Origin of the sequence: Bacillus sp. FJAT-27251, assembly GCF_001273925.1 — a bacterium.
GTDB lineage: Bacteria > Bacillota > Bacilli > Bacillales > Cytobacillaceae > Mesobacillus_B.
Map to the genome: position 1 here is coordinate 1,484,236 of NZ_LIGG01000001.1, position 25,489 is coordinate 1,509,724.

Annotated in this window: 24 protein-coding genes; 20 read left to right on the forward strand and 4 right to left on the reverse strand. The window is 45.7% G+C overall.

Annotation, left to right across the window (positions count from 1 at the left end; genetic code table 11):
* The first annotated feature begins 262 nt into the window (after positions 1-262).
* Genes ADU22_RS06975 through ADU22_RS06985 form a run of 3 tightly spaced genes read left to right on the forward strand, consistent with a single transcriptional unit; the run spans position 263 to position 3,342 of the window.
* Positions 263-838 (forward strand): RNA polymerase sigma factor, encoded by a 576-nt coding sequence (locus tag ADU22_RS06975; protein WP_053361507.1) that lies wholly within the window; start codon positions 263-265, stop codon positions 836-838.
* Positions 804-1,121 (forward strand): hypothetical protein, encoded by a 318-nt coding sequence (locus ADU22_RS06980; protein WP_053361508.1) that lies wholly within the window; start codon positions 804-806, stop codon positions 1,119-1,121. The genes ADU22_RS06975 and ADU22_RS06980 overlap by 35 nt, the downstream gene beginning before the upstream one ends.
* Complete coding sequence (locus ADU22_RS06985) at positions 1,111-3,342, forward strand: carboxypeptidase-like regulatory domain-containing protein (RefSeq protein WP_053361509.1); 2,232 nt, start codon at positions 1,111-1,113, stop codon at positions 3,340-3,342. The genes ADU22_RS06980 and ADU22_RS06985 overlap by 11 nt, the downstream gene beginning before the upstream one ends.
* A 204-nt stretch (positions 3,343-3,546) precedes the next feature.
* Here the strand turns inward: ADU22_RS06985 and ADU22_RS24915 are convergent, their stop codons facing one another.
* Complete coding sequence (locus tag ADU22_RS24915) at positions 3,547-3,723, reverse strand: SE1832 family protein (RefSeq protein ID WP_197280026.1); 177 nt, start codon at positions 3,721-3,723, stop codon at positions 3,547-3,549.
* Between the two features lie 495 nt (positions 3,724-4,218).
* Between ADU22_RS24915 and ADU22_RS06990 the strand changes: the two genes are divergently transcribed.
* The gene (locus ADU22_RS06990; RefSeq protein ID WP_053361510.1) at positions 4,219-5,496 is read left to right on the forward strand and encodes a hemolysin family protein; all 1,278 of its coding nucleotides are present in this window, start codon (positions 4,219-4,221) and stop codon (positions 5,494-5,496) included.
* A 92-nt stretch (positions 5,497-5,588) separates the two neighbouring features.
* On the opposite strand, the gene proC is transcribed toward ADU22_RS06990, so the two are convergent.
* The gene (gene proC, locus ADU22_RS06995) at positions 5,589-6,389 is read right to left on the reverse strand and encodes a pyrroline-5-carboxylate reductase (protein ID WP_053361511.1); all 801 of its coding nucleotides are present in this window, start codon (positions 6,387-6,389) and stop codon (positions 5,589-5,591) included.
* Between the two features lie 152 nt (positions 6,390-6,541).
* Between proC and ADU22_RS07000 the strand changes: the two genes are divergently transcribed.
* The 8 genes from ADU22_RS07000 to ADU22_RS07035 all read left to right on the forward strand — a co-directional run bounded on the left by ADU22_RS07000 (position 6,542) and on the right by ADU22_RS07035 (position 15,615).
* A complete protein-coding gene (locus ADU22_RS07000) occupies positions 6,542-7,186 on the forward strand; it encodes a LytTR family DNA-binding domain-containing protein (protein ID WP_053361512.1) in 645 nt (214 codons plus the stop codon).
* A 132-nt stretch (positions 7,187-7,318) separates the two neighbouring features.
* A complete protein-coding gene (gene scpC, locus ADU22_RS07005) occupies positions 7,319-8,830 on the forward strand; it encodes a succinyl-CoA:acetate CoA-transferase ScpC (RefSeq protein ID WP_053361513.1) in 1,512 nt (503 codons plus the stop codon).
* A 72-nt stretch (positions 8,831-8,902) separates the two neighbouring features.
* A complete protein-coding gene (locus tag ADU22_RS07010; protein ID WP_053361514.1) occupies positions 8,903-10,108 on the forward strand; it encodes a benzoate/H(+) symporter BenE family transporter in 1,206 nt (401 codons plus the stop codon).
* A 182-nt stretch (positions 10,109-10,290) separates the two neighbouring features.
* Positions 10,291-10,839: a flavodoxin domain-containing protein gene (locus ADU22_RS07015; protein ID WP_053361515.1), complete on the forward strand. Its 549-nt coding sequence runs from the start codon at positions 10,291-10,293 to the stop codon at positions 10,837-10,839.
* Between the two features lie 141 nt (positions 10,840-10,980).
* The gene (locus tag ADU22_RS07020) at positions 10,981-11,544 is read left to right on the forward strand and encodes a site-specific integrase (protein WP_053361516.1); all 564 of its coding nucleotides are present in this window, start codon (positions 10,981-10,983) and stop codon (positions 11,542-11,544) included.
* A gap of 195 nt (positions 11,545-11,739) precedes the next feature.
* Entirely contained in the window at positions 11,740-12,696 is a 957-nt protein-coding gene (locus tag ADU22_RS07025; RefSeq protein ID WP_053361517.1) for a calcium/sodium antiporter, read from the forward strand.
* Between the two features lie 243 nt (positions 12,697-12,939).
* A complete protein-coding gene (locus ADU22_RS07030; protein WP_053361518.1) occupies positions 12,940-14,475 on the forward strand; it encodes an AbgT family transporter in 1,536 nt (511 codons plus the stop codon).
* 522 nt (positions 14,476-14,997) lie between these two features.
* Positions 14,998-15,615, forward strand: a complete 618-nt coding sequence (locus tag ADU22_RS07035; RefSeq protein WP_502688735.1) for a GntR family transcriptional regulator — start codon at positions 14,998-15,000, stop codon at positions 15,613-15,615.
* 98 nt (positions 15,616-15,713) lie between these two features.
* On the opposite strand, the gene ADU22_RS07040 is transcribed toward ADU22_RS07035, so the two are convergent.
* Both ADU22_RS07040 and ADU22_RS07045 read right to left on the reverse strand, forming a co-directional pair.
* Positions 15,714-17,273, reverse strand: coding sequence for an ABC transporter permease/substrate-binding protein (locus ADU22_RS07040; RefSeq protein ID WP_053361519.1), 1,560 nt, complete (start codon positions 17,271-17,273; stop codon positions 15,714-15,716).
* Entirely contained in the window at positions 17,273-18,397 is a 1,125-nt protein-coding gene (locus ADU22_RS07045; protein WP_053361520.1) for an ABC transporter ATP-binding protein, read from the reverse strand. The genes ADU22_RS07040 and ADU22_RS07045 overlap by 1 nt, the downstream gene beginning before the upstream one ends.
* A 138-nt stretch (positions 18,398-18,535) precedes the next feature.
* Between ADU22_RS07045 and ADU22_RS07050 the strand changes: the two genes are divergently transcribed.
* The 8 genes from ADU22_RS07050 (at position 18,536) to ADU22_RS07085 (ending at position 25,070) form a co-directional block, all read left to right on the forward strand.
* Positions 18,536-18,955, forward strand: a complete 420-nt coding sequence (locus ADU22_RS07050) for a YbaN family protein (protein WP_231687851.1) — start codon at positions 18,536-18,538, stop codon at positions 18,953-18,955.
* Between the two features lie 162 nt (positions 18,956-19,117).
* The gene (locus tag ADU22_RS07055) at positions 19,118-20,371 is read left to right on the forward strand and encodes a murein hydrolase activator EnvC family protein (protein WP_053361521.1); all 1,254 of its coding nucleotides are present in this window, start codon (positions 19,118-19,120) and stop codon (positions 20,369-20,371) included.
* 302 nt (positions 20,372-20,673) lie between these two features.
* Positions 20,674-21,216, forward strand: coding sequence for a signal peptidase I (locus ADU22_RS07060; protein ID WP_053361522.1), 543 nt, complete (start codon positions 20,674-20,676; stop codon positions 21,214-21,216).
* 82 nt (positions 21,217-21,298) lie between these two features.
* The gene (locus tag ADU22_RS07065) at positions 21,299-22,060 is read left to right on the forward strand and encodes a hypothetical protein (protein WP_053361523.1); all 762 of its coding nucleotides are present in this window, start codon (positions 21,299-21,301) and stop codon (positions 22,058-22,060) included.
* Positions 22,061-22,148: 88 nt separating this feature from the next.
* On the forward strand, positions 22,149-22,964 hold the full coding sequence (locus ADU22_RS07070) for a SipW-dependent-type signal peptide-containing protein (RefSeq protein WP_053361524.1): 816 nt from the start codon (positions 22,149-22,151) through the stop codon (positions 22,962-22,964).
* Between the two features lie 152 nt (positions 22,965-23,116).
* Positions 23,117-23,695 (forward strand): SipW-dependent-type signal peptide-containing protein, encoded by a 579-nt coding sequence (locus ADU22_RS07075; protein ID WP_053361525.1) that lies wholly within the window; start codon positions 23,117-23,119, stop codon positions 23,693-23,695.
* A 20-nt stretch (positions 23,696-23,715) separates the two neighbouring features.
* The gene (locus ADU22_RS07080; protein WP_053361526.1) at positions 23,716-24,453 is read left to right on the forward strand and encodes an LPXTG cell wall anchor domain-containing protein; all 738 of its coding nucleotides are present in this window, start codon (positions 23,716-23,718) and stop codon (positions 24,451-24,453) included.
* Positions 24,444-25,070: a hypothetical protein gene (locus ADU22_RS07085; protein WP_053361527.1), complete on the forward strand. Its 627-nt coding sequence runs from the start codon at positions 24,444-24,446 to the stop codon at positions 25,068-25,070. The genes ADU22_RS07080 and ADU22_RS07085 overlap by 10 nt, the downstream gene beginning before the upstream one ends.
* The last annotated feature ends 419 nt before the right edge of the window (positions 25,071-25,489 follow it).

The window sequence follows — 25,489 nt, forward strand, 5'->3', positions numbered from 1 at the left end:
GGTGCCTGTCAGTGCCTGTTTTTTCGAGGGAGCGCTGGTTTTGGGTACTGAAGGGGTCTGTCAGTGCCCGTTTTTTCGTGAAGCCCCGAATTTCGGTCACTGACGCCCCCCCAGCCTCCTTCCCGCCTCCAAACCAACCAAATTTCCCCCAACAATCCAGCATCAATTTCTGTTTTAATAAAAATAGATTATTTCATGCAACTTTTTCCAACATCAGAGCATCTATTCTGTTGAAGGGGCGAGGGAGAGGGGGACCGCGAGCATGGGTTTGGTCCAGAGACTAAAAGAAAAACAGGAGTCTGCTTTAAGCGAGCTGATGCAGCTGTATGGGGATTATTTGCTCCGCACGGCGGTCTTATTGCTGAAAGACCGGCAATCAGCAGAAGAAGCCGTCCAGGATGCCTTTATCACGGCTTACGAAAAAATAAGCCAGCTGGAAGATGAGAATAAAGTGAAAAGCTGGCTGACGGCGATCCTTGTGAACAGGTGCAGGGCTCAAATGAGAAAGCGGAACTGGAAGCATGTCTTCCTCTCCTTTGATCTGGTTGAGCGTTTCAGGGAGGATGACCTCCACCCGGGGCCGGAGGAGTCGCTGCTATTGCTGGCCGAAAACCAGCATTTATCAACCGCCATACAGGAACTCAACTATAAATATCGTGAAGCCATCATTCTATTTTATTTTAATGAAATGAAGATCAGTGAAATCAGCGAGCAGATGAATGTGAATGAAAATACCGTGAAGGCACGGCTCGCGCGAGGACGTTCATTATTAAAAGAGATCTTGATGAGAGGGGGAGATGAAAGTGGGGAAGGAAAGGTTAAAAAAACAGCTCGATAAGGAGCTGCAAAGTGTGAAATTCTCGCTGCAGGAGGAAGTGATGAAAAAGGTGCAGCGCCCTTCCTTCCCGCAAAGGCTTTCGGCCCTGCTGAATAAGGAAGTGGAAATTCCGCTGTTGCCCGTTGGCGTTGTACTGGCTCTTTTCTTCTCATGGGGAATCAAGGACATCATTCCTGAGGAAAACCAGCCAGACGGCAATAAAGAGCGCGAGCTGATTCAGGCGGGGGGCAACACTTACTGGAAGGATCTTTATGAAAAGGCGGCGGGAAAGAATGAAAATTAAAGTGAAAATAAAGCATCTTGTTGCGGCGCTATTAAGTCTGATTGTACTGCTTCCGCTGACCATCTTTTTCATCATCCCCCAAATCGAGCTCTATTCCGGGGAGAAGCAGCTTGCTGCACGAAACGCGGCAGGCAAGCAGAAAATCCTCCAATCCCTCGAGGGAAACGTGATGAACGGGCAAAAATGGGAAATCATCAGGCAGCGGATGATTGAAGACGGCAGCTATGGCAGGTTCGATGTGTACGTCGGACCCTCATCGACCCAGGTCTCCCACTATTCCGAAGATGCGAGGTTTTCCCTCGAAGAGCGGCTTCCCTATTTAAAAAGATATCTGGAGAAAGGGCCGGCAGACGGCTATCTCGTCAATGCAGCGCGGCAGCTCTCGCAATACTATCAAGGGAAAGGAAAACTGGAGGCAGCTGATGCCGTGTTAGTGCAGGGAATAGAGCGGATGGAGAAGAGTCAGCAATCGTGGCATCAGCATGAGCTCCAGCTGGAAAGAGCAGAGCTGTTCATCCGGCATAATGACTTTACGGCTGGGCGCGAGCTTTTGAATGAGCTTAAGGTTCAGGCAGAAAAAGAGCAAAGCGACCTAAAGGGCAATGTGGCTGCGCTGGAAGCGGAAATCCTGATCCGGGAAGACCGAATGGAGGAAGCAGAGAAGCTGGTTTCAGGTTCAATAGAAGAAATTAAAGCCCAATTTGAAAAGGAAAGGCAGGAGGTTTCCGATGATATGGAAGGGGAGCCCGTCGTCCTTTCCAGGCTCCAATCTTTACAGAACCATCTCGGGCAGGCGCTGGAGAGTGGAGAATCAGGCCTTTCGGGCGTTAAAGGAAGAATTGTGAGGAGTGATGGAACTCCTGTGTCAGGGGCGGGGGTGTTCCTGCGGGAAGAGGATAGCATCCAGTACAGCGTATGGGAGGGGGAGCCTTACCAGCTGCTCACCGACGGGGAAGGCCAGTTTGAATTTACTGGAGTGCTGCCGGGGAGCTATCAGATTTACCTTGGACTAACCTTTAACCAGATTGACGGCTGGGCCTATCCAATTCCGGCGGACCCGTGGATTGATTTGGACGGAAGCACAGCCGAACAGGTCGAAATCGTCCTTCATCCGCTGATTGAGCTGAAATCCCCTGTGAACCAAACGGAAATTTCAGCGGATCAGGTCACTTTTGCCTGGGAAGAGGTTGAAGGGGCGGCGTATTATGAACTTAACCTGGGAGTCGATGTGGAGAGCGGTTCAATCAGTTCACCATTTAAAAACCGGATAAAGGGAACGGAGCTTTCTGTTCCGATTGAACAGCTGTATGACAAGAGTGTTGGCATTACGTTCGAAGGGGACAGCTGGTCGACGGTGGATCCGGTATCCATCCTGGCTTTTACCAATACAGAAAATCGATTTTCTTGGTCAGTAAAGGCCTTCAATCAAGAGGGCGAGATGATTACCCAGAGCAACGGCTACCGCCTTGATGAAAAAACACTTGGGAACCTTCCTTTCTTTTACCTGAAGGAAAGGGAAATGAGCGCAGCCGATCAGCTCTTTTTGAATAAAAAAATCCCCGAAGCATACAAAGCTTACCAAGAAAGCTATGAAAAAAACAAAGACGCCCAAAGCTTACGGATGCTTTCGCGCCTCAAGGGATGGGAGAAAGAAATGAAGGGAAATGCAGCTTCCGATAACTACCAGCTGCAGTGGGCAGAAATCTCAATCTCCCCTGATGATGCCTTTGATATGGCTAGCTATTACGCAGAAAAGAGGGACTGGCGGAACTACCAACACTGGTACGGGAAATACCTTGAAAGGGAGAAGGCGCCTTCCGAGTATGCAGCAGGCTACCATGCTGCGGTGCTGATGAAGCAAGGGAAACAGGAAGAAGCCCGGAAGGCTTTTAAAAAGGCGATGGAGCTTGATGCAAGCAACCGTTTCATTGGCAGCTGGCTGGCCCTTGAACTGCAGGCTGGCAGACCATTTAATGAGGCAGCTTCCCTGGCGGAGAAGTATCCTGAGCGCTCCATTGGCAGTGAAGTGAGAAACTGGGCCTCGATGATCAGGAAGATGGCGGTTGAAGCAGAGGGAAACAACCAAGATTACCGAAGAGAGCTTCATGAAGGGATACAACTGTACCTGGACGGCAGGGAAAAAGAGCTGGAAGAATGGCTAAATAAGACGGATGAAGAGCAGATGAAAGCATTTGTGAAGGGTGTGAAAGAAGTAAGATAAGGCGGACCGTTCCGCCTTGAAAGGACAGTCAACAAGCAGCCAAAATTAGCAGCTAAAAGATATCACTAACATAAAAACGGCTGGAAAAATCCGGCCGTTTTAAAATTAACTTTAGGGTCGTCCTCAATCAGGGTTGTCCCATTAGGGCCATTTTAATCGATCGTTTGATTAGTATGTCCTATATGGGTATAGAGGCAGGAGGTTCTAAACCTCCCGCAATTTTTGGTTGAGAGCGCTCAGCTGGGCTTCGATCTCGGCAATCTGTTTTTCCAGGGGAGACAGTTTTCCATCCACATATTCCAGTTTCTCCAAGTCATGCTGCAGCCGGATATATTCCGCTTTGAGCTCTGCAATCTGATATTCGATTTCTTTTTTATCCATTGCTTCCATTCCTCGTTTCTATGGGCATATCCCTCATTATAGCATTGCTGAATACCGCTCCAAAAATTTCATAACATGTAATATTTGTTACCAAACTGGAAAAATATTTTTATAGCTTTTAGGAATAAAAGACTGCGGGGACGGGAATAATGCTACCAAGAGCAGCAAAACAATTAATCATTCAATCTCACATCAAATTATAAATCAGGATTAAAATAGGAGGTAAAACAACATGAATATGATGGAAGAAAAAACATTAACGGACTTCGTGAACGAAAATCAATTCGCTCTAGATGATTACCTTGACTACTTAATCGATGCAACTTCCGAGGGACAATAATAGAAACGTCCAAAGCATTTGGGAATCACTCCAAATGCTTTTGTTGTCTTGTGGGTTGAGGGTCTGCGCATTCAATGACTGATATTTGATTTATCAAGGGTGTATCTGTAAAATTAAAAGGGTACATTTATTTTAATTTTGGAGAGTGAATACTTTTGGCTGAAGTGCCCATAGGTTTAATTATCTTTCTGGTTGTTCTAATCATTTTTTCTGCTTTCTTTTCATCAGCGGAAACTGCGTTTTCAAGCGTGAACAAAATCAGGCTGCGGAATTATGTAACTGAGAACAAGCCTGGAAGTAAAAAGGCCTTATACATTTCTGATAATTTCGATAATGCTTTATCTACGATTTTGATAGGAAACAATGTCGTGAACATTGCGGCTTCAAGTATTGCGGCAAGTGTGTTCACCGGTCTTTTTGGCGCAGGTACCGGCCTTGTGGTCAGCACCCTGGGCATGACCATCCTGATCCTGATTTTCGGTGAGATTTTGCCAAAGTCGATTGCGAAGGAAAACGCAGAAAGCTATTCCCTGAAGATTTCGGGAATCCTGCTGCTGCTGATGAAATTGCTGACACCATTCAACTTCCTGTTCAGCAAACTGAAGGATGTCGTTTCCAGGACCTTTTCCAAAAACAAGGAAGCGTCTCCATCCGTGACGGAGGAAGAAATTAAAGTAATGGTGGATATCAGTGAGGAAGAGGGCGTGATCAATAAGGACGAAAGAGAGCTTGTCCACCGCTCGCTGGAATTTAATGAAATTACCGTCGGCGAAGTGCTGACCCATCGGATGGATATGATTGCCGTGGAAGTAAGCCAGCCGATTGAAGAGATTAAACAGGTGTTTTTGGCGGAAAGATTTTCACGGATTCCCGTTTATAAAGAAAATATAGATAATATCATCGGCTTTTTATCCGAACGCGAATTTCTCTCGGAGCTGATCCAGGGCAAGGAGATTGTGGTTGAAAAATTGCTGCGTAAGCCAATGTTCGTGGTGAAGTCGATGAGGATCGCCTCGCTGCTGCCTGAACTGCAAAGAACGAAAAGCCATATGGCCATCGTCGTAGATGAATTTGGCGGGACATCGGGGTTGATTACGCTGGAGGATATTCTTGAAGAGCTTGTCGGCGAGATTTGGGATGAGCATGATGAGAAAGTGAATGTCATGACGAAGCTGAGCGATACCACATACGAATTTGATGCCCAGTTTGATCTTGATGATTTTGTCGAGATGTTCAATGTCCCAATGCCGGAATCGACCGCGCACAGCCTGGGAGGCTGGATTTTTGAATCGCTCGAGCGGATTCCAAAGCAGGGAGAAGGATTCATGTATGAAAACCTTGAGGTTTCGGTCCAGGAAGTTGATAACCACCGGGTGCGCCGGATCAAGGTAGTCGTGCTTGAGCGGAATGAAGAAGGAACAGAAGAAGAATAGTGTAAAAAAAGAAGCATCTGCCGCGGCAGATGCTTTAAATAAAGGGGAATACATTTACAGGATTCCCCGCTAAGCAAAATTTTATACATACCTTATTTCATGGATTGCGATTTTTTTACGCAAGCCTGTACGGCCTTGATGACAGCGGAGCGGAGCCCGTTTTCTTCAAGGCTGGCCACTGCTTCGATTGTTGCCCCTCCAGGTGAACAGACTTCATCTTTTAAGACACCGGGGTGCTTGCCCGTTTCCAGTACCATTTTTGCTGCCCCCAAAACGGCCTGTGAAGCGAATGCATAAGCCTGCTTCCGCGGCATTCCCTGAAGCACGGCCCCATCGGCCAGCGCCTCGATGAACATATAGGCATAGGCAGGCGAAGCCCCGCTTACACCGCTGACCACATCCATCAGATGCTCCTCTACAAATTCCACTTTGCCAAAGCACTGGAATATTTCCTTGATCAGCTGCTTTTCATCTTCTGAAATTCTATCATTTACGCTCACGGCCGCCATTCCTTCGCCGACAAGCATTGGCGTATTCGGCATCGACCTTGCCAGCTTGACTGGCCGGCCGAAGCGCTGCTCATTCTGTTCAAGGGTCTGCCCGGCAGCAATCATGATGATAATCGCTTCTTCCCGGATGCTGTCCCTGATTTCGGCAATGATGGAATCATATTTGTCGGGAGTCACGGCCAGGAAGAGGATGCTCCCTTTTTGGGCAACCTCCAAATTGTCATGGGTCGTGGCAATGCCGTAAGCTTCTTTCATTTCTTCCAGACTTCCCGGCGAGGGGTTGGAGGCATAAACATTCCGGGGGCTCACATATCCCGAAGAGACTAATCCGCCAATCATCGCTTTGGCCATGCTCCCACAGCCAATAAATCCAATTGTATCCATCTGTAAAATCCTTTCATTCCTAAAGTCAATAGCCTGATTATAACATGGAAGCAGAAAGACAATGAAAACAGCATGTCTCACCTTTGTCTTTCTGTTTGAAAACGCTGTAAAATGAAAGTGAATATACATCGAGAAAAGGGGGGAGTAAGGGGATGGAGAGCATCACGGTTGTTTCATTGCTCGATGTTATCGGCGAGCTGTTTTCGGATGAAATCTCAATTGCCGTATCCAATACAAAAGAATATATATATTACCGCCCAAGCAAGCGGATTGACTTGAAAATCAGGCCTGGCGATCCTCTTAAGGAAGGAACGATCGCCTACAAGGCAGTAGCATCGCAGCAAAAGGTATCCGAGTTCATCAACCGGGATTTATTCGGGATTCCTTACCATGGGATGGCTGTGCCCTTTCTTCATGAAGGGAAAATCGAAGGCTGCGTGACAGCCATCTTCCCGGCTTTGACGGACGGGAAATCGGTAGTCACGGTCAAAACGATGGACGGCTGGAAGCCGATTCCTTTTGGTGATGTCGTCCACTTGGAGGCCAGGGACAAAAAGACGCATGTGTATACAGCCGAGTACGAGGGTACGCATAAATACTCGCTTCAGGAGTTTGAGTACCTGCTGCCGAAAGACTATTTCATACGCTGCCACCGCTCATTTATCGTCAATGTGAACCACATTGAAGAAATCTTTCCCGACACTCATTCTACGTTTCTACTGGCCATGGACAATGGTGAACGGGTGCCTGTGAGCCAGTCATACTCCAGTTATTTCCGAAAACTGCTGGGTTTTTAGCAGGATTTTCTGCTTCATACATTGGATATGCTGCTTGGTCACAGTATCTTGTTTTGTATTCCAAATTTTCAGTCTTCCCTTTTTGCGTGGGTAAAATGAGAATAAATCTATTTACCAGAAAGGGATGGTAGCATGGGAAATTTGGAACGGATCAGGCACGAGGGCTTGCATGACAGAGTTGTCAGCCCTGAAGAAGCGGCATCATGGATACAGGATGGAATGACCTTGGGGTTAAGCGGATTCACACGTGCGGGTGACGTGAAAGCGGTGCCATTCGCTTTGGTGGAGCGGGCGAAGACGGAATCATTCAAAGTGAATGTCTATACAGGGGCATCGCTCGGATCGGATGTTGACAAGCTGTTTGCCGAGGCGGGAATCCTGGGCAAAAGACTGCCGTTCCAGGCGGACCCCACGATGCGGAAGGGAATTAACAATGGGGACTTCATGTTTGTCGATCAGCATCTTTCGCATACGGCGGAAATGATCCGGGCCGGAGTGATGGAGCCGGTTGATTTCGCAATTTTGGAAGCGGTTTCGATAACAGAGGATGGAATGATCATTCCGACGACGTCGATTGGAAACTCCCTCTCTTTTGCTCAGAACGCCAAAAACATCATTGTGGAAATCAATATGGCACAGTCCACTGAACTGGAAGGGCTGCATGACTTATATGAACCCGGGAAACAGGGAGAGCGGGAGCCGATTCCGCTGGCAAAAGCAGATGACCGGATTGGATTGAAAGGCATCAAAGTGGATGCCAGTAAAATAAAAGGAATCGTGTTCACCAACCAGGAGGATTCCCCTTCAACGATTGTCGCCCCGGATGAAGAAACGAAGATCATGGCTGAGCATTTATTGAACTTCCTCCGGGCGGAGATTGAGGCTGGCAGATTAACAGAGAAGCTGGCCCCGCTTCAATCGGGAATAGGATCGGTGGCAAACGCGGTTCTGCACGGAATGCTATATTCGGAGTTTGAGAATCTGGAAGTATACTCGGAAGTGTTGCAGGACGCGGTCTTTGAGCTGATGGATGCCGGCAAGGTCCGATTTGCCTCTTGCTGTTCGATTACATTGTCGGATTCCAAGATGAAAGAAGTGTTCAGCAACTTCGAGAAATACCGTGACCGACTGATCATGCGCCCTCAGGAAATCTCCAACCATCCCGAAATCATCCGCCGCCTCGGCCTGATTTCCATCAATACTGCCTTGGAGCTGGACATCTACGGCAATGTGAACTCAACGCATGTTCTTGGCACAAAGATGATGAACGGCATTGGCGGCTCCGGTGATTTTGCCCGGAACGCACGCCTGGCGATTTTTGTGACAAAATCGATTGCCAAGGATGGAAAGATTTCAAGCATCGTGCCGTTTGTTTCCCATGTGGACCACACTGAGCATGATGTCGATGTGATTGTCACCGAGCAGGGGTATGCTGATTTGCGCGGGCTCGCACCAAGGGAGCGGGTCGGGAAGATCATTGAAAACTGCGCCCATCCTATGTACCGGGAGCAGCTTCGGGAATACTACAAGGAAGCCCTTGAACGAGGCGGGCAAACTCCGCATGTACTTGAGAAGGCTTTGTCCTGGCATGTGAATTTTGCCAAGAACGGAACCATGCAGGGAGAGCTTGCGGAAGTAAAATGACGGAATTGGTTGACAATTTCGATGTTCTGCCCTAAAGATAGTAGTAATGAACTGTAAGCAGGGGTGGACATTGTGGGATTGGCTGAAGAATACGATGATCATTTAAAAGAAAAGAAGCATTCGATTTTGCGGGATTTAAATAGTCAAAACATTTCTGCTGGACTGATATCAAGCACATTGGTGATGACCGGTCCAGCCCTTATTATTTTACAGGCTTCGGCAAGCGGTGGGTTTACCAGCCAGCAAACGGTCAGCTGGATGTTTGCCGTCTACTTTTTCGGAGGGGTATACGGCATCTTGATGCCACTTTTGTTCCGGATTCCAATTACAGGAGGCCACTCGCTGACAGGAGTGGCATTCCTTGCCACGGCGACCGCACAGTTCACCTATCCGCAGCTGATCGGCGGTTATGTGATGTCGGGACTGCTGATCTTCCTGATCGCTGTGAGCGGGCTGTTCACAAGGATGATGAAATGGGTGCCGCGGGAAGTCATTTCGGCCATGCTTGGCGGACTGGTTGCTGGCTATGTGGTCCAGCTGGTTCCGGCAGTCAAGGAAATGCCGGTGGTGGGCGGGGCAGCCGTCGTCAGCTTTCTGCTGTGCACCCGCTACTCAAGGCGCATCCCCCCTGTGCTGGGAGCGATCGCCGCGGCTTTGGCGGCCCTCCTGCTGACAGATGGGCTATCCGCAGGTACTTCGCAGCTGGTTTTTTCATGGCCATCTTTTCAAATACCCGAATTTAGCATGATTGGTTTTTTAACCTTGTCCCTTCCGCTGGCGATGCTGATCCTCAGCAATGATGCCGCTCCCGGAATCGGGGCGCTTGAGAGCGGGGACTATAAGCCGCCTATCCGCAAAATTCTTACCGCAAGCGGTGCGTTTTCTGTGATGGCAAGTTTCTTCGGTGGGCAAAGCGCCAATATTGCCGGCATGATGACCGCGATATGCGCAGGGCCTGACGCGGGCCCGCGGGCAAAGCGCTATATGGCTTCGGTGGCTGCCGGGGCTGTAATCCTTGTCTTTGGAGTGTTTGCCTGGAAAATCGTCCCGTTCATCCAATCGCTTCCACAGGCCTTTGTTGCGATGCTTGCGGGCTTTTCGCTCGTTTCTGTCCTGTATGGCAGCCTGCAGTCAGGCTTTTCCTCCAGCAGGTATAAAATCAGCGCCTTGACCGCGTTTATCGTCACGCTGTCAGATGTCTCCTTTTTTCATATAAGTGCCCCCGTTTGGGCGCTTCTTATTGGAGCGTTTCTTGCCAGGACCGTGGAAAAGGCATAACAAGGCGAAGCCAATCCTGGTTTAGGCGACTTTTGTAAGAAAATTGCCACAAGCCCTTCGCTGTTTTAAAAAAAGTCCAGTTATAATGAAATTATGAGATAAATTCCTGATGCCCAGACAGCCCAGCCTTCAACAGATTCAAGGCTGGGTTTTATCATATCGACCATTCAGGAGGCGAACGTATGAAAAGTTTGATTGTTTACTGTTCTTCCCATGGTACGACATCGAAGGCCGCGTTGCTTCTGCGGAAGGAGCTGGAAGGAGATGTAGTGGTTGTCAATTTGAACCGGACGAAGCTTCACTCTGACATTGGGCTATTTGACACGGTGATTATTGGCGGCTCCATTCATGCCGGAAACATCCAGAATAAAGTCAGGAAGTTTATTAAAGAGAATTCTGCTGACCTGATGACAAAGAATATCGGGCTTTTTCTGTGCTGCATGCGCGAGGGACGGGAAGCGGAGCAGCAATTTGAGGGCGCTTTCCCATGCGCTCTCAGGGACCGGGCAATTGCAAACGGCATTTTTGGCGGGGAATTCCTTGTTTCCAAAATGAATTTCATTGAAAAGCAAATCGTCAAAAGGGTGGGCGGCGTTACCGAGGATACATGCAGGCTGAACACGCAGGCCATCCAGGATTTTGCAGATGTGCTAAACCGCTGGCACATCCAGGCGGAGGCCTCCATGTACAGCTTGGAACCATCCTGCTCCCCGGCCTTGAGTCTGTACTAGCGAATAAGATTGTTAGAAGCAGGGCTTGCGGCTTTGCTTCTTTTTTTGCTATACTCCCAGGGAATAAAAGTTAAAATTGTAAAAGGGGCACCGATTTGCTAACCTGTAAGGAGCAGGATTTGGTGGCTGGGGGTTGGTCTCATGGAATATGTTGATCCGATTAAAGACATAGAAAAGATTCAATGCATCAAGAAAAATTTACAGCAGCAATCACCGCGCGATTTATTGCTGTTTGTTCTGGGCATCAACACCGGTATCCGCATCAGCGATTTGCTGTCCATCAAGGTAGGCGATATCTGGGACGGACAAAAGCCAAGGGAATTCCTGTGTGTAGAAGATGGAAAAAGCGGGGACCAGAAGGCCTTTTACATCAACAGCAGCGTGGAGGAAGCCTTGAAGAGCTATTTGGGAAACGGGAACTTCAAGGAAGACGATTATCTTTTTAAGTCCAAAAAGGATAATATGCCAATTTCACGGCAGCAGGCCTACCGGATCATCAACCAGGCCGCTAAAGAGGTGGGCATAACCGGTAAGATCGGGACGCATACCCTAAGGAAAACATTCGGTTATCATGCCTATAGAAAAGGCATTGCCATTTCCTTTTTAATGTCAATCTTCAACCATCATACACCGTCTGAAACCCTGCGTTATCTGGGAATCGACAAAAACGATGAACAGCTGATTAAAGTGGATGTTAATTTATAAATATTGGATGATCAAGATGAAGGATGCTGCCGGCATCCTTTTTTGTGCTTATTGGATGAAAAGCTTGCCGAAAAGGTGAGGTTCCAAAAATTTGGGGTATGATATGGAATAGTTCGCAAAAAGCCATCATTCAAATTGCTGAATATCAGAAAAGGCCTGCATAAGGATTGGTCTAGTATGGAGGGGGGAATATAGATGACTTATATTTTATTGATTGTTGGTTTCGTTCTGCTCATTAAAGGAGCGGACTATTTTGTAGAAGGGGCGTCAAACATTGCCCAGCTTCTCAAGGTTCCGCCGATTTTGGTAGGCTTGACGATTGTCGCATTCGGGACAAGCGCACCGGAAGCCACTGTCAGCATCATCGCCGCACTTGAAGGCAGCAGTGATGTTTCCCTTGGAAATGTCGTGGGCAGCAACATCCTCAATATTACGCTGGTTATTGGGATCACTGCGATCATCAACCCGCTAAAAGTGGAAAGTGAAACCATTCGGAAGGAAATTCCGTTTACGCTGCTGGCGAGCATCGTACTATGGGTATTCATCAGTGATGCTGCCCTGCAAAATCTGGGAACGAACCTGATTACGAGAAGTGAAGGAATTATCCTGCTTCTGTTCTTATCCATTTTCTTGTACTACATATATGAAGTGGCGAGAAACAGCAGGAGCAGCGATTCGGTTGAAGAGGTTCAGAACAGGGACATCACTTGGGGAAAGAATCTGGTATTTACGGTTGGCGGAATGGCGGCCATCATTTTTGGGGGCGATATGGTTGTCGACAATGCCACCCAGATCGCGCTGTCCATCGGGATGAGTGAAACACTGGTAGGCTTAACCATTGTGGCGATTGGAACCTCGCTTCCTGAACTGGTTACCTCGATTACGGCTGCTTTGAAGAAGCAAACCGAAATTGCCCTCGGCAACATTGTCGGCAGTAACATCTTCAATATTCTATTTGTCCTTGGTACGTCCGCTACCATCGCGCCGCTTGCCGTAGACAATAGGATCTTCACCGACGTTGTCTGCATGATTATCCTTACAGTCGTACTGCTAATCTTTTCGCGAACCAAGTACAAAATTTCCAAAGTCGAAGGCGCCGTCCTCGTAGCCATCTACACAGCCTATCTCATCTACATCATACTAAGAAATTAACGCATCACCGAAAAGAAGAGTGCCTGACCCTCAGCGCTTTAAAGCGCTGAGGGTCAGGCACTCTTTCTTGCTTTTATGTTTTAAAGGGGCAGGGGTTATATGAATTTTGGGAAAAGAAACCCTATTGCGAATATCGGAATTCCCCTTCCATTCCGAAGTTATCTTCTTTATAATCCTCATATGTCTTCTTTTTATTTTTCGAAAATTTAAATAAACACAAGGAAAGAGAGGGGAAAACTTCCAATGTCTAAACAAGGCAAACAAGGTTTTGTCATACGTTCATTGAATACCATTGAACGTGTTGGAAATAAATTGCCAGACCCGGTCACGCTATTCGCCATATTCGCGCTGGCTGTCATCGTACTTTCTGCCATTTTCTCAAGTATGGGGATGAGTGTACCCGACCCTGCGAATGAAGGAGAAGTTATTGAAGTCAGAAACCTTCTAAGCTCTGAAGGGATATTATATCTATTCCAAAGCATGGTAAGCAACTTTACAGGCTTTGCTCCATTGGGGACGGTTCTTGTCACCATGCTCGGTATCGGGCTTGCTGAACGTTCCGGTTTAATCTCTGCGGCCCTGCGCGGCCTGGTTACATCTGTTCCAAAGCAGCTCATCACAGCTGCATTGGTTTTCGCAGGCGTCATGAGCTCCATGGCTTCTGATGCGGGCTATGTTGTATTGACTCCACTTGGAGCCGTCCTTTTCGCTGGATTGGGAAGGCACCCGCTTGCAGGTCTTGCTGCGGCGTTTGCCGGTGTATCAGGCGGATTCAGTGCCAATTTGCTGCTGACTTCCCTTGACCCGCTGCTTGGCGGAATGACTCAAGACGCTGCTGCCATGCTGGATCCTGAGTATGCAGCACAGATGAACTATGCCATGAACTATTATTTCATGATTGTATCTGTGTTCCTGATTACTATTGTAGGTACCTTTGTTACTGATAAAATTGTTGAGCCAAGACTTGGCACATACAAGGGGAATGTCGCGGTTAACGAAGAAGCAAACAAATTGCGCCCTGAAGAAAAGAAAGGCCTTTGGGGTGCCCTTATTTCCATTATTATTACTGGGATTGCGATTGCTTTGCTTGTTATTCCAGAGTGGGGACCGCTTCGTGCCGGCGCGGAAAGCATCATTGATTCGCCATTCCTGCAGACCCTAGTACCAATCATCCTGATCATGTTCTTTATCCCTGGTTTGGTGTACGGAAAATTGACCAAATCCATCAGGAATGATAAAGATGTCGCTAACCAATTGTCTGAAACGATGGCGACAATGGGCTCTTATATCGTGCTTGCTTTCGTAGCGGCGCAGTTTGTTGCCTACTTCAACGAGTCGAAGCTGGGAATTGTCCTGGCCGTAAATGGGGCTGAGTTCCTCGAGAGCACTGGATTCACAGGAATCCCGCTCATCCTGACCTTCATTGTGATTTCCGGATTCATCAACCTGTTTATCGGAAGTGCAACGGCAAAATGGGCAATCATGGCTCCTGTATTCGTGCCAATGATGATGGGAATCGGATACTCTCCGGAATTGACACAGCTGACGTACCGTATCGCTGATTCAACAACCAACATCATCTCGCCATTGATGCCATACTTCGCGATCGTCATTGCCTTCGCCCAGAAGTATGACAAAAAGGTCGGAATTGGTACATTGGTCTCAACCATGCTTCCGTATTCCATCGCCTTGACGATTTTCTGGGTATTGCTGCTGATTGTCTGGATGCTTACGGGAATGGATCTCGGACCAGGTTCTCCAATTTTGTATAGCAAATAATAATACAAGCTTCCTCCCTTCATTTCAGAGGGAGGGAGCTTTTTTGTTGTGTGAATTGTGAGGACCCTGATAAGGAAATTGGGGCCTGTTGGCGGATACATTCAGGCTGCAAGGGTACCAATGAGGGGCATTGGAGCCCGTTTGTCGCAACATCAGGGATGGATAGGTTCCAATAAAGCTGATTGGGTCCCGTGACGGGGTAAAATCAGTGAAGATGGGTCCCAATAAGGCCGATTGGGGCCTGTCCTTAGGAAAAACGGCGGATAATGGGCACCAATACGTCCCATTGGAGCCCTCGCCACGGTAAAATCAGTGACCAATGGGTCCCAATAAGACAAACCCAACCCCGCTATTAATCAAACGTTTGATTAATGCCCCCGCCTCCACTAGAATAGGTACATACATATCTACAACAAAAAACCATTCCCTTCACTAAAGCACTAAAGGGTGCCTGACCCGCTGTGTGGTGAAGCAATAAAGCACTAAAGGGTGCCTGACCCCTCTGATAAGGATGTGAGCCTGTTGCAGCGCACGAAGATGCCTGTTTATGAACGTATCGCTATTGATATAGCTAATAGAATCTATGATGGAAAGTTTAAGGTTGGCGAGAAGATTCACGGCCGCTCGACGCTTGCGAGCGAGTATAATGTTTCCCCGGAAACGGTCCGCAAAGCCATCAAGATCCTTGAAGATGTCGAAATCGTCCATTCGGCCAAAGGAAGCGGAGTCGTCATCTCCTCGCGTGAGAACGCCTTTAAATACATCAACCGCTTTTCAAGCCTTGCCAGCATCAAGGACCTTGAAAAGCAAATGAGGCAGCTCATCTCAGAGCGGCAAAAGCTGGACGAAGATCTTAATCAAACGATTGATAAAATTATCGACTATACAGGGAAGATGCGCCATACCAACCCGCTGACACCAATCGAAATCGAGATTAAACCGGATTTCAGCCACATCGGAAAGACCGTATCCGAACTGAAATTCTGGCAAAACACAGGCGGAACTATCGTCGGCATCAAGAAGGAGGGAGAGCTCATCCTTTCCCCGGGCCCATATGCCAGCGTACAGGCCGGTGATATCCTCCTGATTATCGGCGACGAAAAAACGTACGAACGGGTAAAAAATTTCCTGGAGGAATAGGGGCTCAAAAGGGCAAGCAAACATAACCTAGCGAACCCACCACCAGGCAAAAACCAAACCCCTAAAAAAACAAGGCGGAATCACTCCGCCTTGTCTGCTTACAACAGCCCTTCCTCTTCCAGAAACTCTCTTGCCACTTTCTCCGGAGCTTCCTTCAGGCTGTCCACTTTATAATTCAATTCACGCATCTTCTCATCCGTCAGCTTTCCAGCCAGCATGTTGAGGACTCCCTCCAACTCGGGATATTCGTCCATCGCCTCGCCATTTACCAGTGGAACCGCATAGTACGGCGGGAAGAAGTTCTGGTCATCCTCAAGCACCTTCAACCCGAAAGCCTCAAGCAAGCCGTCTGTCAGGAAAGCATCAATCACATCGGTCTCCTTGCTTTCAAGAGCGGTATACCTCAGGCCGCCATCCACTGCCTTCACATCGGCAAAGTTCATATTGTAATCCGCCATCAGTCCTGGCAATCCGTCCGGGCGGTTGGTGAACTCAATCGTTGCGCCAATCTTGACCTCTTCGCTCACCTCAGCCAAATCCGAGAACGTCTCCAGCCCATATTGTTCCGCCGTTTCCGGTCTCACCGCCAAGGTGTAGGTGTTATTGAAGCCAAGCGGCTCCAGAGTGTGCAGGTTATATCTGCTCTTAAACTCACTTGAAACGATGTCATATACCTTATCAGGGTCGGTCATTGCCTCCTGTTTCAACAGATTCACAAGCCCCGTACCCGTATATTCCACATATGCATCCACATCGCCGTTCTTAATCGCATTGAAGACCACCTGAGTTCCGCCCAGGTTCAGCTTCCTTTCAACCTGCAGATCGGTCTGGCTTTCAATAAGGTCAGCAAGGATATGGCCAAGCAAGATCGATTCATTGAAGTTTTTTGAGCCAATCGTAATTTTATCCTTTGCATTAACCATCGGGTAAACAAACACCATGCTTAAAATCACAACAGCCGCTGTAGCCGGAACCAGCACCTTCTTCGAAGGGAAAGAGCGCGCTTTTCTGCCGCGGGCACCCACAGCACGGTTTGTATAGGAAAGCTTCGATTCCATCCTGCCGACGACAAAGTCAATCGCAAGGGCAAGAATACAAGCTGGAATCGCACCCGCAAGAATCATGTTGTTATCAACTGTGGAAACCCCGGAAAACACCAGATAACCCAGTCCGCCGGCTCCAACAAACGCGGCAATTGTCATCAAGCCGACCGCCGTTACCGCGGAAATCCGCACTCCGGCCATGATCACCGGAAACGCCAGCGGCAGCTGGACCTTCCTCATCGTCTGTGAGCTGGTCAATCCAATGCCCTTGGCGGCCTCGAGGATATCCGAATCAATATTCGTCAGCCCCGTATACGTATTTTTCACAATCGGCAGCAGGGAATAAAGCACAACCATCACGATTGCCGGCGTACTGCCAATGCCGATGAACGGAATTAAAAATCCAAGCAGCGCCAGGCTCGGTATCGCCTGCATCACGTTCGCCGTCCCAATGACCGGTTTTGACAGCTTTTCATTCCTCGAAACAAGAATGCCAAGCGGAACGCCAATCAACACGGCCACAAACACCGAAAACACACTCAAATAAATATGCTGCCCCAGCAAGGAAAAGATCTGCTGGTAATTCGAAGTTATATAATTTAAAAAGTCACTCATTAAAATACTACCTCCAAATCAATCAATTGGCTGCTCAAGGCCGACAGGATGCTGCTTCTTGTAATCAGGCCAGTCAATTGCTTTGCCTCGTTCACGACCGGCAGATAGCCAATTTTATGGTCATTCATCATCTTCAGGACAGAAATCAGGTCCTCATCCTCCGTCACGGCGAACACCTGGCTTTCCATCACATCATCAATCAGGGAAGACCGCTCCTGAAGCTTGATCGATTTTAACGTCACAAGCCCAATCAAAGTGCTGTTCCTGTCGGTGACCATCAGGCTGTCGACTTTGTTTTCCTTCATGATTTCAATGGCCTGAAGCACGTTCCGCTTCGGCGTCACTTTTACAGGGTTGGAAATCATGATATCCGCCGCCTTCAGCACCTCCGGATTGTTCCACACCCTGCGCTTGCCGATGAAGCTTTCAACAAATTCGGAAGCCGGGTTTTTCAAGATATTCTCCGGCGTATCGTATTGCAGGATCTCGCCGTCCTTCAGCAGGCAGATTTTATCGGCAATTTTATAGGCCTCGTCCATATCGTGAGTGACGAAGATAATCGTTTTATTGAGTTCCTTCTGCATATTGAAAAGCTCTTCCTGGAGGGAACTTCTTGTAACGGGATCTAACGCAGAGAAGGGTTCATCCATCAGGATGATATCGGAGTTTGTAGAGAAGGCTCTTGCGACACCAATCCGCTGCTGCTGTCCGCCGCTCAGCTCTTTCGGGAAGCGGTGCATGAATTGTTCAGGATCCAGCCCGACCAATTCCAGCAGCTCGACTGTTTTCTTTTCAATTTCAGCTGGATCCTCTCCCTTAAGTTTTGGGATCAGTTCCAGGTTCTCCTTAATTGACATATGCGGGAACAAGCCCGTATTCTGGATCACATAGCCGATATTGCGGCGCAATTGGATCGGATCTGCTTTCGTAATATCCTCGCCGTCCACATAAATTTTCCCAGATGTGGGCTCGACAAGCCTGTTGATCATCTTCAGCAAGGTCGTCTTCCCGCAGCCGCTCGGCCCGATAAAAACAACCAGCTGTCCGGCCTCGATATTCAAGCTGAAATCTTCTATAACGGTTGTCCGGTTATATTTTTTGACGATATTTTCAAACCGTATCATTCCATACCTCCTGGGTCATTCTATTTATCTAGGAATAAAGCAACAACTTAATGTTATCACACAAGTTGTTTGTTTGAAAAGGCCGCATGTGAAAATGCCAACGAACCACCGTTTTGAAAACATGCCGGAAATGCTATAATGAAAGGGAAAAATATGCAGGAGGTACATGTCATAAAAAAACTGGTCAACCTACTTTATATAGCTCTCGGATTTCTATTCATGGGCCTCGGAATGCTTGGAATTGTCCTGCCCGTCCTGCCAACCACGCCGCTCTTGCTGCTGGCACTCTTCTTCTTCGTAAAGGGCTCCAAAAGGTTTGAAGCCTGGTTCCGGGAAACAAAGGTCTACAAGAAATATCTCCAGGATTTCATCCGCGACAATTCGATGACAGTAAAACAGAAGGTCGCCATCAACCTATTTGCCGACAGCATGATCCTCATTGCTTTTATCATGGTCGATAAAGCCTATGTACGGGCCATTCTGCTGGCAGTTGTGCTATATAAATGGTATTATTTCATTACTAAAATCAAAACGATCCATCCACCGGAGAAGAATTAGGCAGCAGGGAACCTTGCTGCTTTTTGTGTTCTTTTCTTGCCGAAAACACGATAAATTATGATATACATACAAGCATGAAATAGGCAGGAAAACAGGCGCGCAGCTAGAATATAAAGAAAGAAGTGTTTGCTCAGCAACTCACTAGTTTAGGGGGGACATGAAGTGAAAGGAATTAAGCTTATCGCATTCGTAGCGCTCACCTCAGTCACCATTGCCAGCTGGCCTCAGGCAGCACAAGCAGATGAAAAGCTTACGATGGAACAATTCCTCAAGAACGTGCGCGAAGAACGCCTGCAATTCGAAAATGAAAAACAGGATAAAGAAAAACAAAAAACAGAGATTAGCAGCCAGCAGGAGGAAGTCCTAAAAGATATCAAATATCTCGACGAAGAAGCGGCAAGGATCAATGAAGAAATCCGCATGCTTCAGCCTGAAAAAACAGCGATTGTTAGAGATATAGAAAATCAAAAACAAGAGATTAAGATTATTACAGACATAATGGAAAAGCGGGAAAAAGTTATCAGCGAACGGCTGCGGACCATCCAGGATCAGGGAGGGAGGGTTTCCTACATAGAAGTCTTCCTCGGTGTGAAAAGCTTCAGCGAATTTATCGACAGGGCCATCACCACCAAAGCGATCCTCGATTCCGATAAAAAAATCATGGAAACCCATTACCGCGACCTCCAGCGGAAAGAGGAAATGGAAAAAGAACTCCAGAACAAGCTGGCTTCTTTGGAAGAAAGCGAGATAAAGCTGCTGGCTCTGAAAGAAGAACAGCAGGTCAAAGCGGAAGAAAAGAATAAAGTCATGCAGGCCCTGCAAAAGGAGAAGGAATATATCGAAGCCGACCTGCTTAATATTGAAGAAATCCAGGCTCTCGTTGAAGCACAGGAAAAAGCGATTGTAGCAGAGATGGATGCGAGAAAAGCAAAGCCTGCTCCAGAGAAAAAGGAAGAGCCTATAAAAGGTAAAAAGGAAGAACGTTTAAGACAAAAAGCGCCAATAAAACAGGGGGATGGCCTGTTCATAGTACCAACGACCGGTAGTGTCACATCCGAGTATGGCATGCGCTGGGGAAGCCCCCACGCCGGAATTGACATCGCCGATGGCTCTCCAGACACCGAAGTCGTTGCAGCGGCCAGCGGAACCGTTATCCGCTCCTACTATTCCAGCTCCTACGGCAACGTCGTCTTCGTCACCCACCAGCTCAACGGCCAAACCTTCACCACCGTCTACGCCCACCTCGAAAACCGCCTCGTAGAAACCGGCGAGCAAATTTCACAGGGGCAGCTGCTGGGATACATGGGCAACACCGGCCACAGCACAGGGAAGCATTTGCATTTTGAGATTCATGAAGGGCTTTGGGATTTGGAGAAGTCTAATAGTGTGGATCCTAGGGAGTATATAAAAATATGAGATTGAGAACCTGGGCATTGGGGGTGTCCGGGTTTTTTGCTATTAACATAGTTTACTTGAGGATTCCTTCCTACCAAACAATATGTAATTAATCTTGTCAAAATGTTCTTTATAGAAAACAAATTAGTAAGGAATAATTAGATAATTAAAGATATCATTAGGTATTTCCTCTAAAAAGACAAAATATGGTCAAATTTGGAACTTTATATTACGAGATAAATTTAATATACTCCAAGTACAGGTTCTTTATAAAGAACAAACAAATTATAAGAACAATCTACACAGCATAGGAAGTGATTCTATTGGAAAAGTTAGTCAAAATAACTAGTACTCTTTTGTTGTTAGCACTCATGGTTACAGCAGGAACGGTTATTTTCTTTGTATTCCAGGCAAAGGGGGATATTGAAAAAGTTCCTGCAGTCTTTGGGTACAAGCCCCTAACCATACTTTCAAACAGTATGCAGCCAACCTTTGATGCAGGGGATGTTATTCTCATAAATACTGAAGTCGATCCTAAAGTGAATGACGTTATTACATATAAACATCCTGATGGGATCCTTGTTACACACAGAGCGATTGACATGGTAGAAGAAAATGGTCAGAACCTTTTTGTCACCCAGGGAGACAATAATAACGTTAAAGATGATCTCCTCATTCCTAGAAAAGATATTCTAGGAGTGCAAAAAATCATTGTTCCGGGAGCAGGTTACATAGCAAAGTTCGTAGCAGGTCCCATTGGCTTTTTCCTCTTAGTAGCAGTCCCACTTTTACTAGTAATCATTATTGAGATATTCCAGAGGCTTGGATTAATCGGTAATAGGAAAAAGGAAGAAATTCAAAGCTAGTTGGAGCAAAGCTAACAATCTGATAGTAACTGGGGAATCCCTTTTATTATAAAAAAACAAAGACACTTTGGAGGGGAATTTGATGAAAAATGTTAAAAAAGCATTACTAGGAACAGCCATCGCAGGAACGCTAGTAGTAGGTGCAGGATTTGGTACATACTCGTGGTTTACTTCTGAGCAGTCTGTCCAAGGAAGCGTCCAAAACGCGGTTATTGATATTTCTGCTGCAGAAAACATCAACGGGAATGGAACTGCAAATCTATTGAATCTTACTGGAAAATTTGCTCCATCGCGATCGGTTTACAGTGACCCTATCGCATTCAAAAATGGCTCTAATGAGCGCGCACACTTAAGTGTCAAGTATACATCTTCTTTGTCAGAACACCGTCCTGGAGCAAATCTAAGCAAGTATCGCAGTGCAGCGGTTTACCGGATTGCTAGTAACAATTTAAACATACCAAAGCTTAACCAAGCACAGGATAAAGCGATTATTACCGCGTTTTTGAAAACTGGTGATGTAAACAGCCAAGAAGTACAAGATGCTCTTGCAAAAACAGCATATGAGACGCTAGTTGTACTGGATAACACAACTTCTCAAACTGCTGCGACGGCAACAATAAACACCGCTTTAGAAGCTGACAAGAATGTTTTAGTGTTTGATACATCTGCTCCTTCCAACGAAAAAACTGTATTGAGTGAAGTACTAACGGTTGATAAGAGCTTCGTGTTGCAATACGGTGTCAAACTTCTTGAAGACGCTGGAAATGAGTATCAAGGGGCTGAATTTACTGCGAAATTTGATGTGAAACTTGATCAAACCGACAATCCAAACAAAGGATTCTAATAATTTAACAGTTTTTAGTTCGGGAGGCATTTAACGCCTCCCGAATTGTCAATTAACAAATAATAATTATATTAGGCAGGTGAAAATAATGGAAAAGGTTAAAGGGTTACTGACGGCTACTGCACTTAGTGGGTTGATTTTAGCCGGTGCTGGCTATGGAACCTATTCCTGGTTTTCAGATCAGGAAACTGTAAATGGTTCGGTTCAAAATGCGGTTATTGAATTAGATAACCCCACTGGAAATTTAATTAAGTTAACGGACAAAAAGTTGGCCCCATCACGCAGTGCGTTTAGTGATTATATATTTATTGACAACAAATCTACGGAGAATACCTATCTAACCGCTACTTACGAATCGGAGGTAACTGGAAAAGCCGGTGTGGATTTATCTTATTATCGAAGTGCAACCGTTATAAGGATTCAACCTCAAGAGCCAAATGATGATACAAAGCAAAAGGATTTATCTGCCATTAAGTCCTATTTAGATACTGGTAATACAGAGGAAGTAAAAAACCTATACTTAAATACCCAAAACAATGTTTCTTTTTATATTCTTGATGGTTATAACGACGATGCTGTTATAGAAGAAATTAAGCAAAAGGTCAACCAAGGAAACAATGTAACGGTTATGCAGGTGGAAAAAGGGAAGCCTGCAAATCCAGGTAAACCTGATAAACCTGAAAATTCTAAGGAACCAATTCCTGTAGATAACATTGGTGGAAGCGAACCTCTTGGAACAACATACTCAAAGACGATTTTTGAGGATATGTTAACCCATAATAAAGATATTTATGTAGCTTACGGCGTTAAGCTGCTTGAAAATGCAGGGAATGAATTCCAAGGTGCTTCATTTGAGGCGAAAATAAACTTCTTGCTTGAACAAGTAGAGAAAAAGCCCAACTAATGTTCTTCTTATAGAAACCTTCACATATTTGTGAAGGTTGTTATTCTTTAAATCTTAAACACTCAATCTATTGAGTCAGCGTCGAAATGATTCTAATGTAAACTGTTCTTTAGGATAGTAGAAGGAACAAGCTTTTATAGGGAGAGTTTATCGTGAATAAATTAAAAGTGTTAAAGAATTCGTTAGCTGGTATTGCATTGGCCGGCATCCTTGCAGGAGGGCCGAGTTTCGGTACCTATGCATGGTTTTCTTCAAGTGCTACAGTTGAAGGGAAAATCACTAATTCGACTCTGGCTATATCTGAGGCCCATGGGAAAAGTTCCATGAATTTCAATGGAGATGAATTGTCAAAAGGCAAGATAGTTAGTGATTCAATTACAATAAAAAACACAGGTGAAGAGCCGGTTTTTATGAAAGGGCACCTAAAGCTTAAGGTTACGGAAAAGAGTAATAAAAATTTGAATGAACCTGAAATTCTAAGTAGATACTTAGTCAAAGTACAAATCGGGGATAAGCTCATCACTGATTTTGTCGAATCAAATAATATAAGTCAATTCAATATTTTCAAAGATTACATGAATGGCCCCTTTCATCCGGGAGAAACTGTTAAAGTAATGATCTCGTTAAAGGTTAAGGACAAAACCAACAATACATACAGAGAAATAAAAATTAAGCCAGTCATAATCGTTGAGGCTAAACAGATAGATAAAGGTGCGGAGTTTTTAAAGTAACTCAGAATAGGATGAGTGGAATGAGAATAAATTCTTTGCGCAGAAAGAACCCCCTGAAGAAGATTACAATAATAGTTTCCATAATCCTGCTTTCTATGTTAATAAATACTATTGCTGCTTTTGCCAATGATTTGCAGCAGGATTTATTGTTATTGGTTACTCCAGGAGAAAAACACGACTTATTTGATAACGATATGAAGCTTGCCCCCTCTCGAACAACAGGGGAAAGAACGGTGACAATCAAAAATCACTATACTGGCACAATTAAACTTAAACCCATCTTCCATTTTACCCTAGAGAATATTGATGACAGTCAAATGGACAGAATGTTGTCCTATTACCAAATTAAAGCGAAACTTTTTCATAGTGGAAATGAGTTGCAGTCGGAGGACCTGTTTAATGGCCAATGGCATTCCCTCACCAACTTCACTGAGTTATTCAACAATAACATTTTGATGGAAAAACTCGGGAGAGGAGAGAACTACCAATTAAATTTCACCTTGCGACTAATAGAAGAAGCTGGAAATGAATTTCAAGGTGTAAAGCTCAATGGAGAGTTCATTGCAAAAGCATCTGGGGATAGCAGTACGATGATCAAGGATGAGACCGGGAAGATCCTCCCTAATACAGGTACAAATATGTATAACCTTATACTCATTGGCTCCGTGCTTATTATTTCTGGCACACTACTTTTCATTTTATTAAAGAGGCGGAACGCAGTAAATAAAAGGTCAAAGGAGAATCCACTATGTACTTGAGCAGAAAGCGAAAAAACCAAACAAAAAAACAAGCGCGAAAGCTGGAATTAGTTGTGTTTTTTGTCTCCTTTGGCACTTCCTTAATATTATTGGCCATAAATCACTTGGTTTTAATCGACTCCTATTCCTATTTTACCGATCGACTAGAAATAACAGGTGAGGAGATTGTTATTGAAAGAGTATGTCCGGACCCTGCAATCGAAAACGGAAAAGGACCAGAGAATAAAAATAATGATAACGGGATGAAATGTGGACAACAAAATGCAAATAACCAGAATGTAGACATAAAAAAGGTGATTCAAGAGGGAGAAGAATCTAAAGGCCTTGATACGCAAAGTACCATACCATCAGTAAAAAATGATATTGTTACCGAAAAAGAGGAAGGTATAGCGGAACTTAAGGAAGAAGATCAAGCTATAGGTCCAGAGACTAAGGAGGAAAAAATACCATTAGTAGAAGAAAAGGAAGAAGTGGCGAAACAGGAACCCGCCACTGAGGATAATTTGGCTCAGGAAAGTCAAGAAAAATCGAAATCTAAAACGAATGAAGAACAACAAAAAACTGAAGAAGTCCCTGCTGAGGGAAAAGTTACAGAGTCCATACAAGATGAAKAATAATTTTACAATTGAGATGTTATTTAGACCTATTCGGAATAACATGAAATAGGTCTTTTATTATTCGAAAATTCCTTTATTACAAAACGAGACGAGTATATTACAGGGTATTATTCTTTCTTACGGACAGAGCCTATCAGGCTGACCTTGTCCTTTTTCTCCTAATCAAGCTTTCGCTATCACTATTGCTGTATGTATTTATTGCTTTTAACAAAGTGCCGGCAACTCTGCTAGTGAAGTCGGAGACCATTTTCACTTCCGTCTGTTACACATTTGTTTTTGCAGTCCATTACTGGTGGCTGCACTAGAGATGACATAAAAATCTAAGTAGCATTAGGATTCTATGTAAAGAACGTCAATATGTAATATACCTTTTCTCCCMTTCCCCCATGACCATAAGTCCCTCCACGATGTCCGGCAGG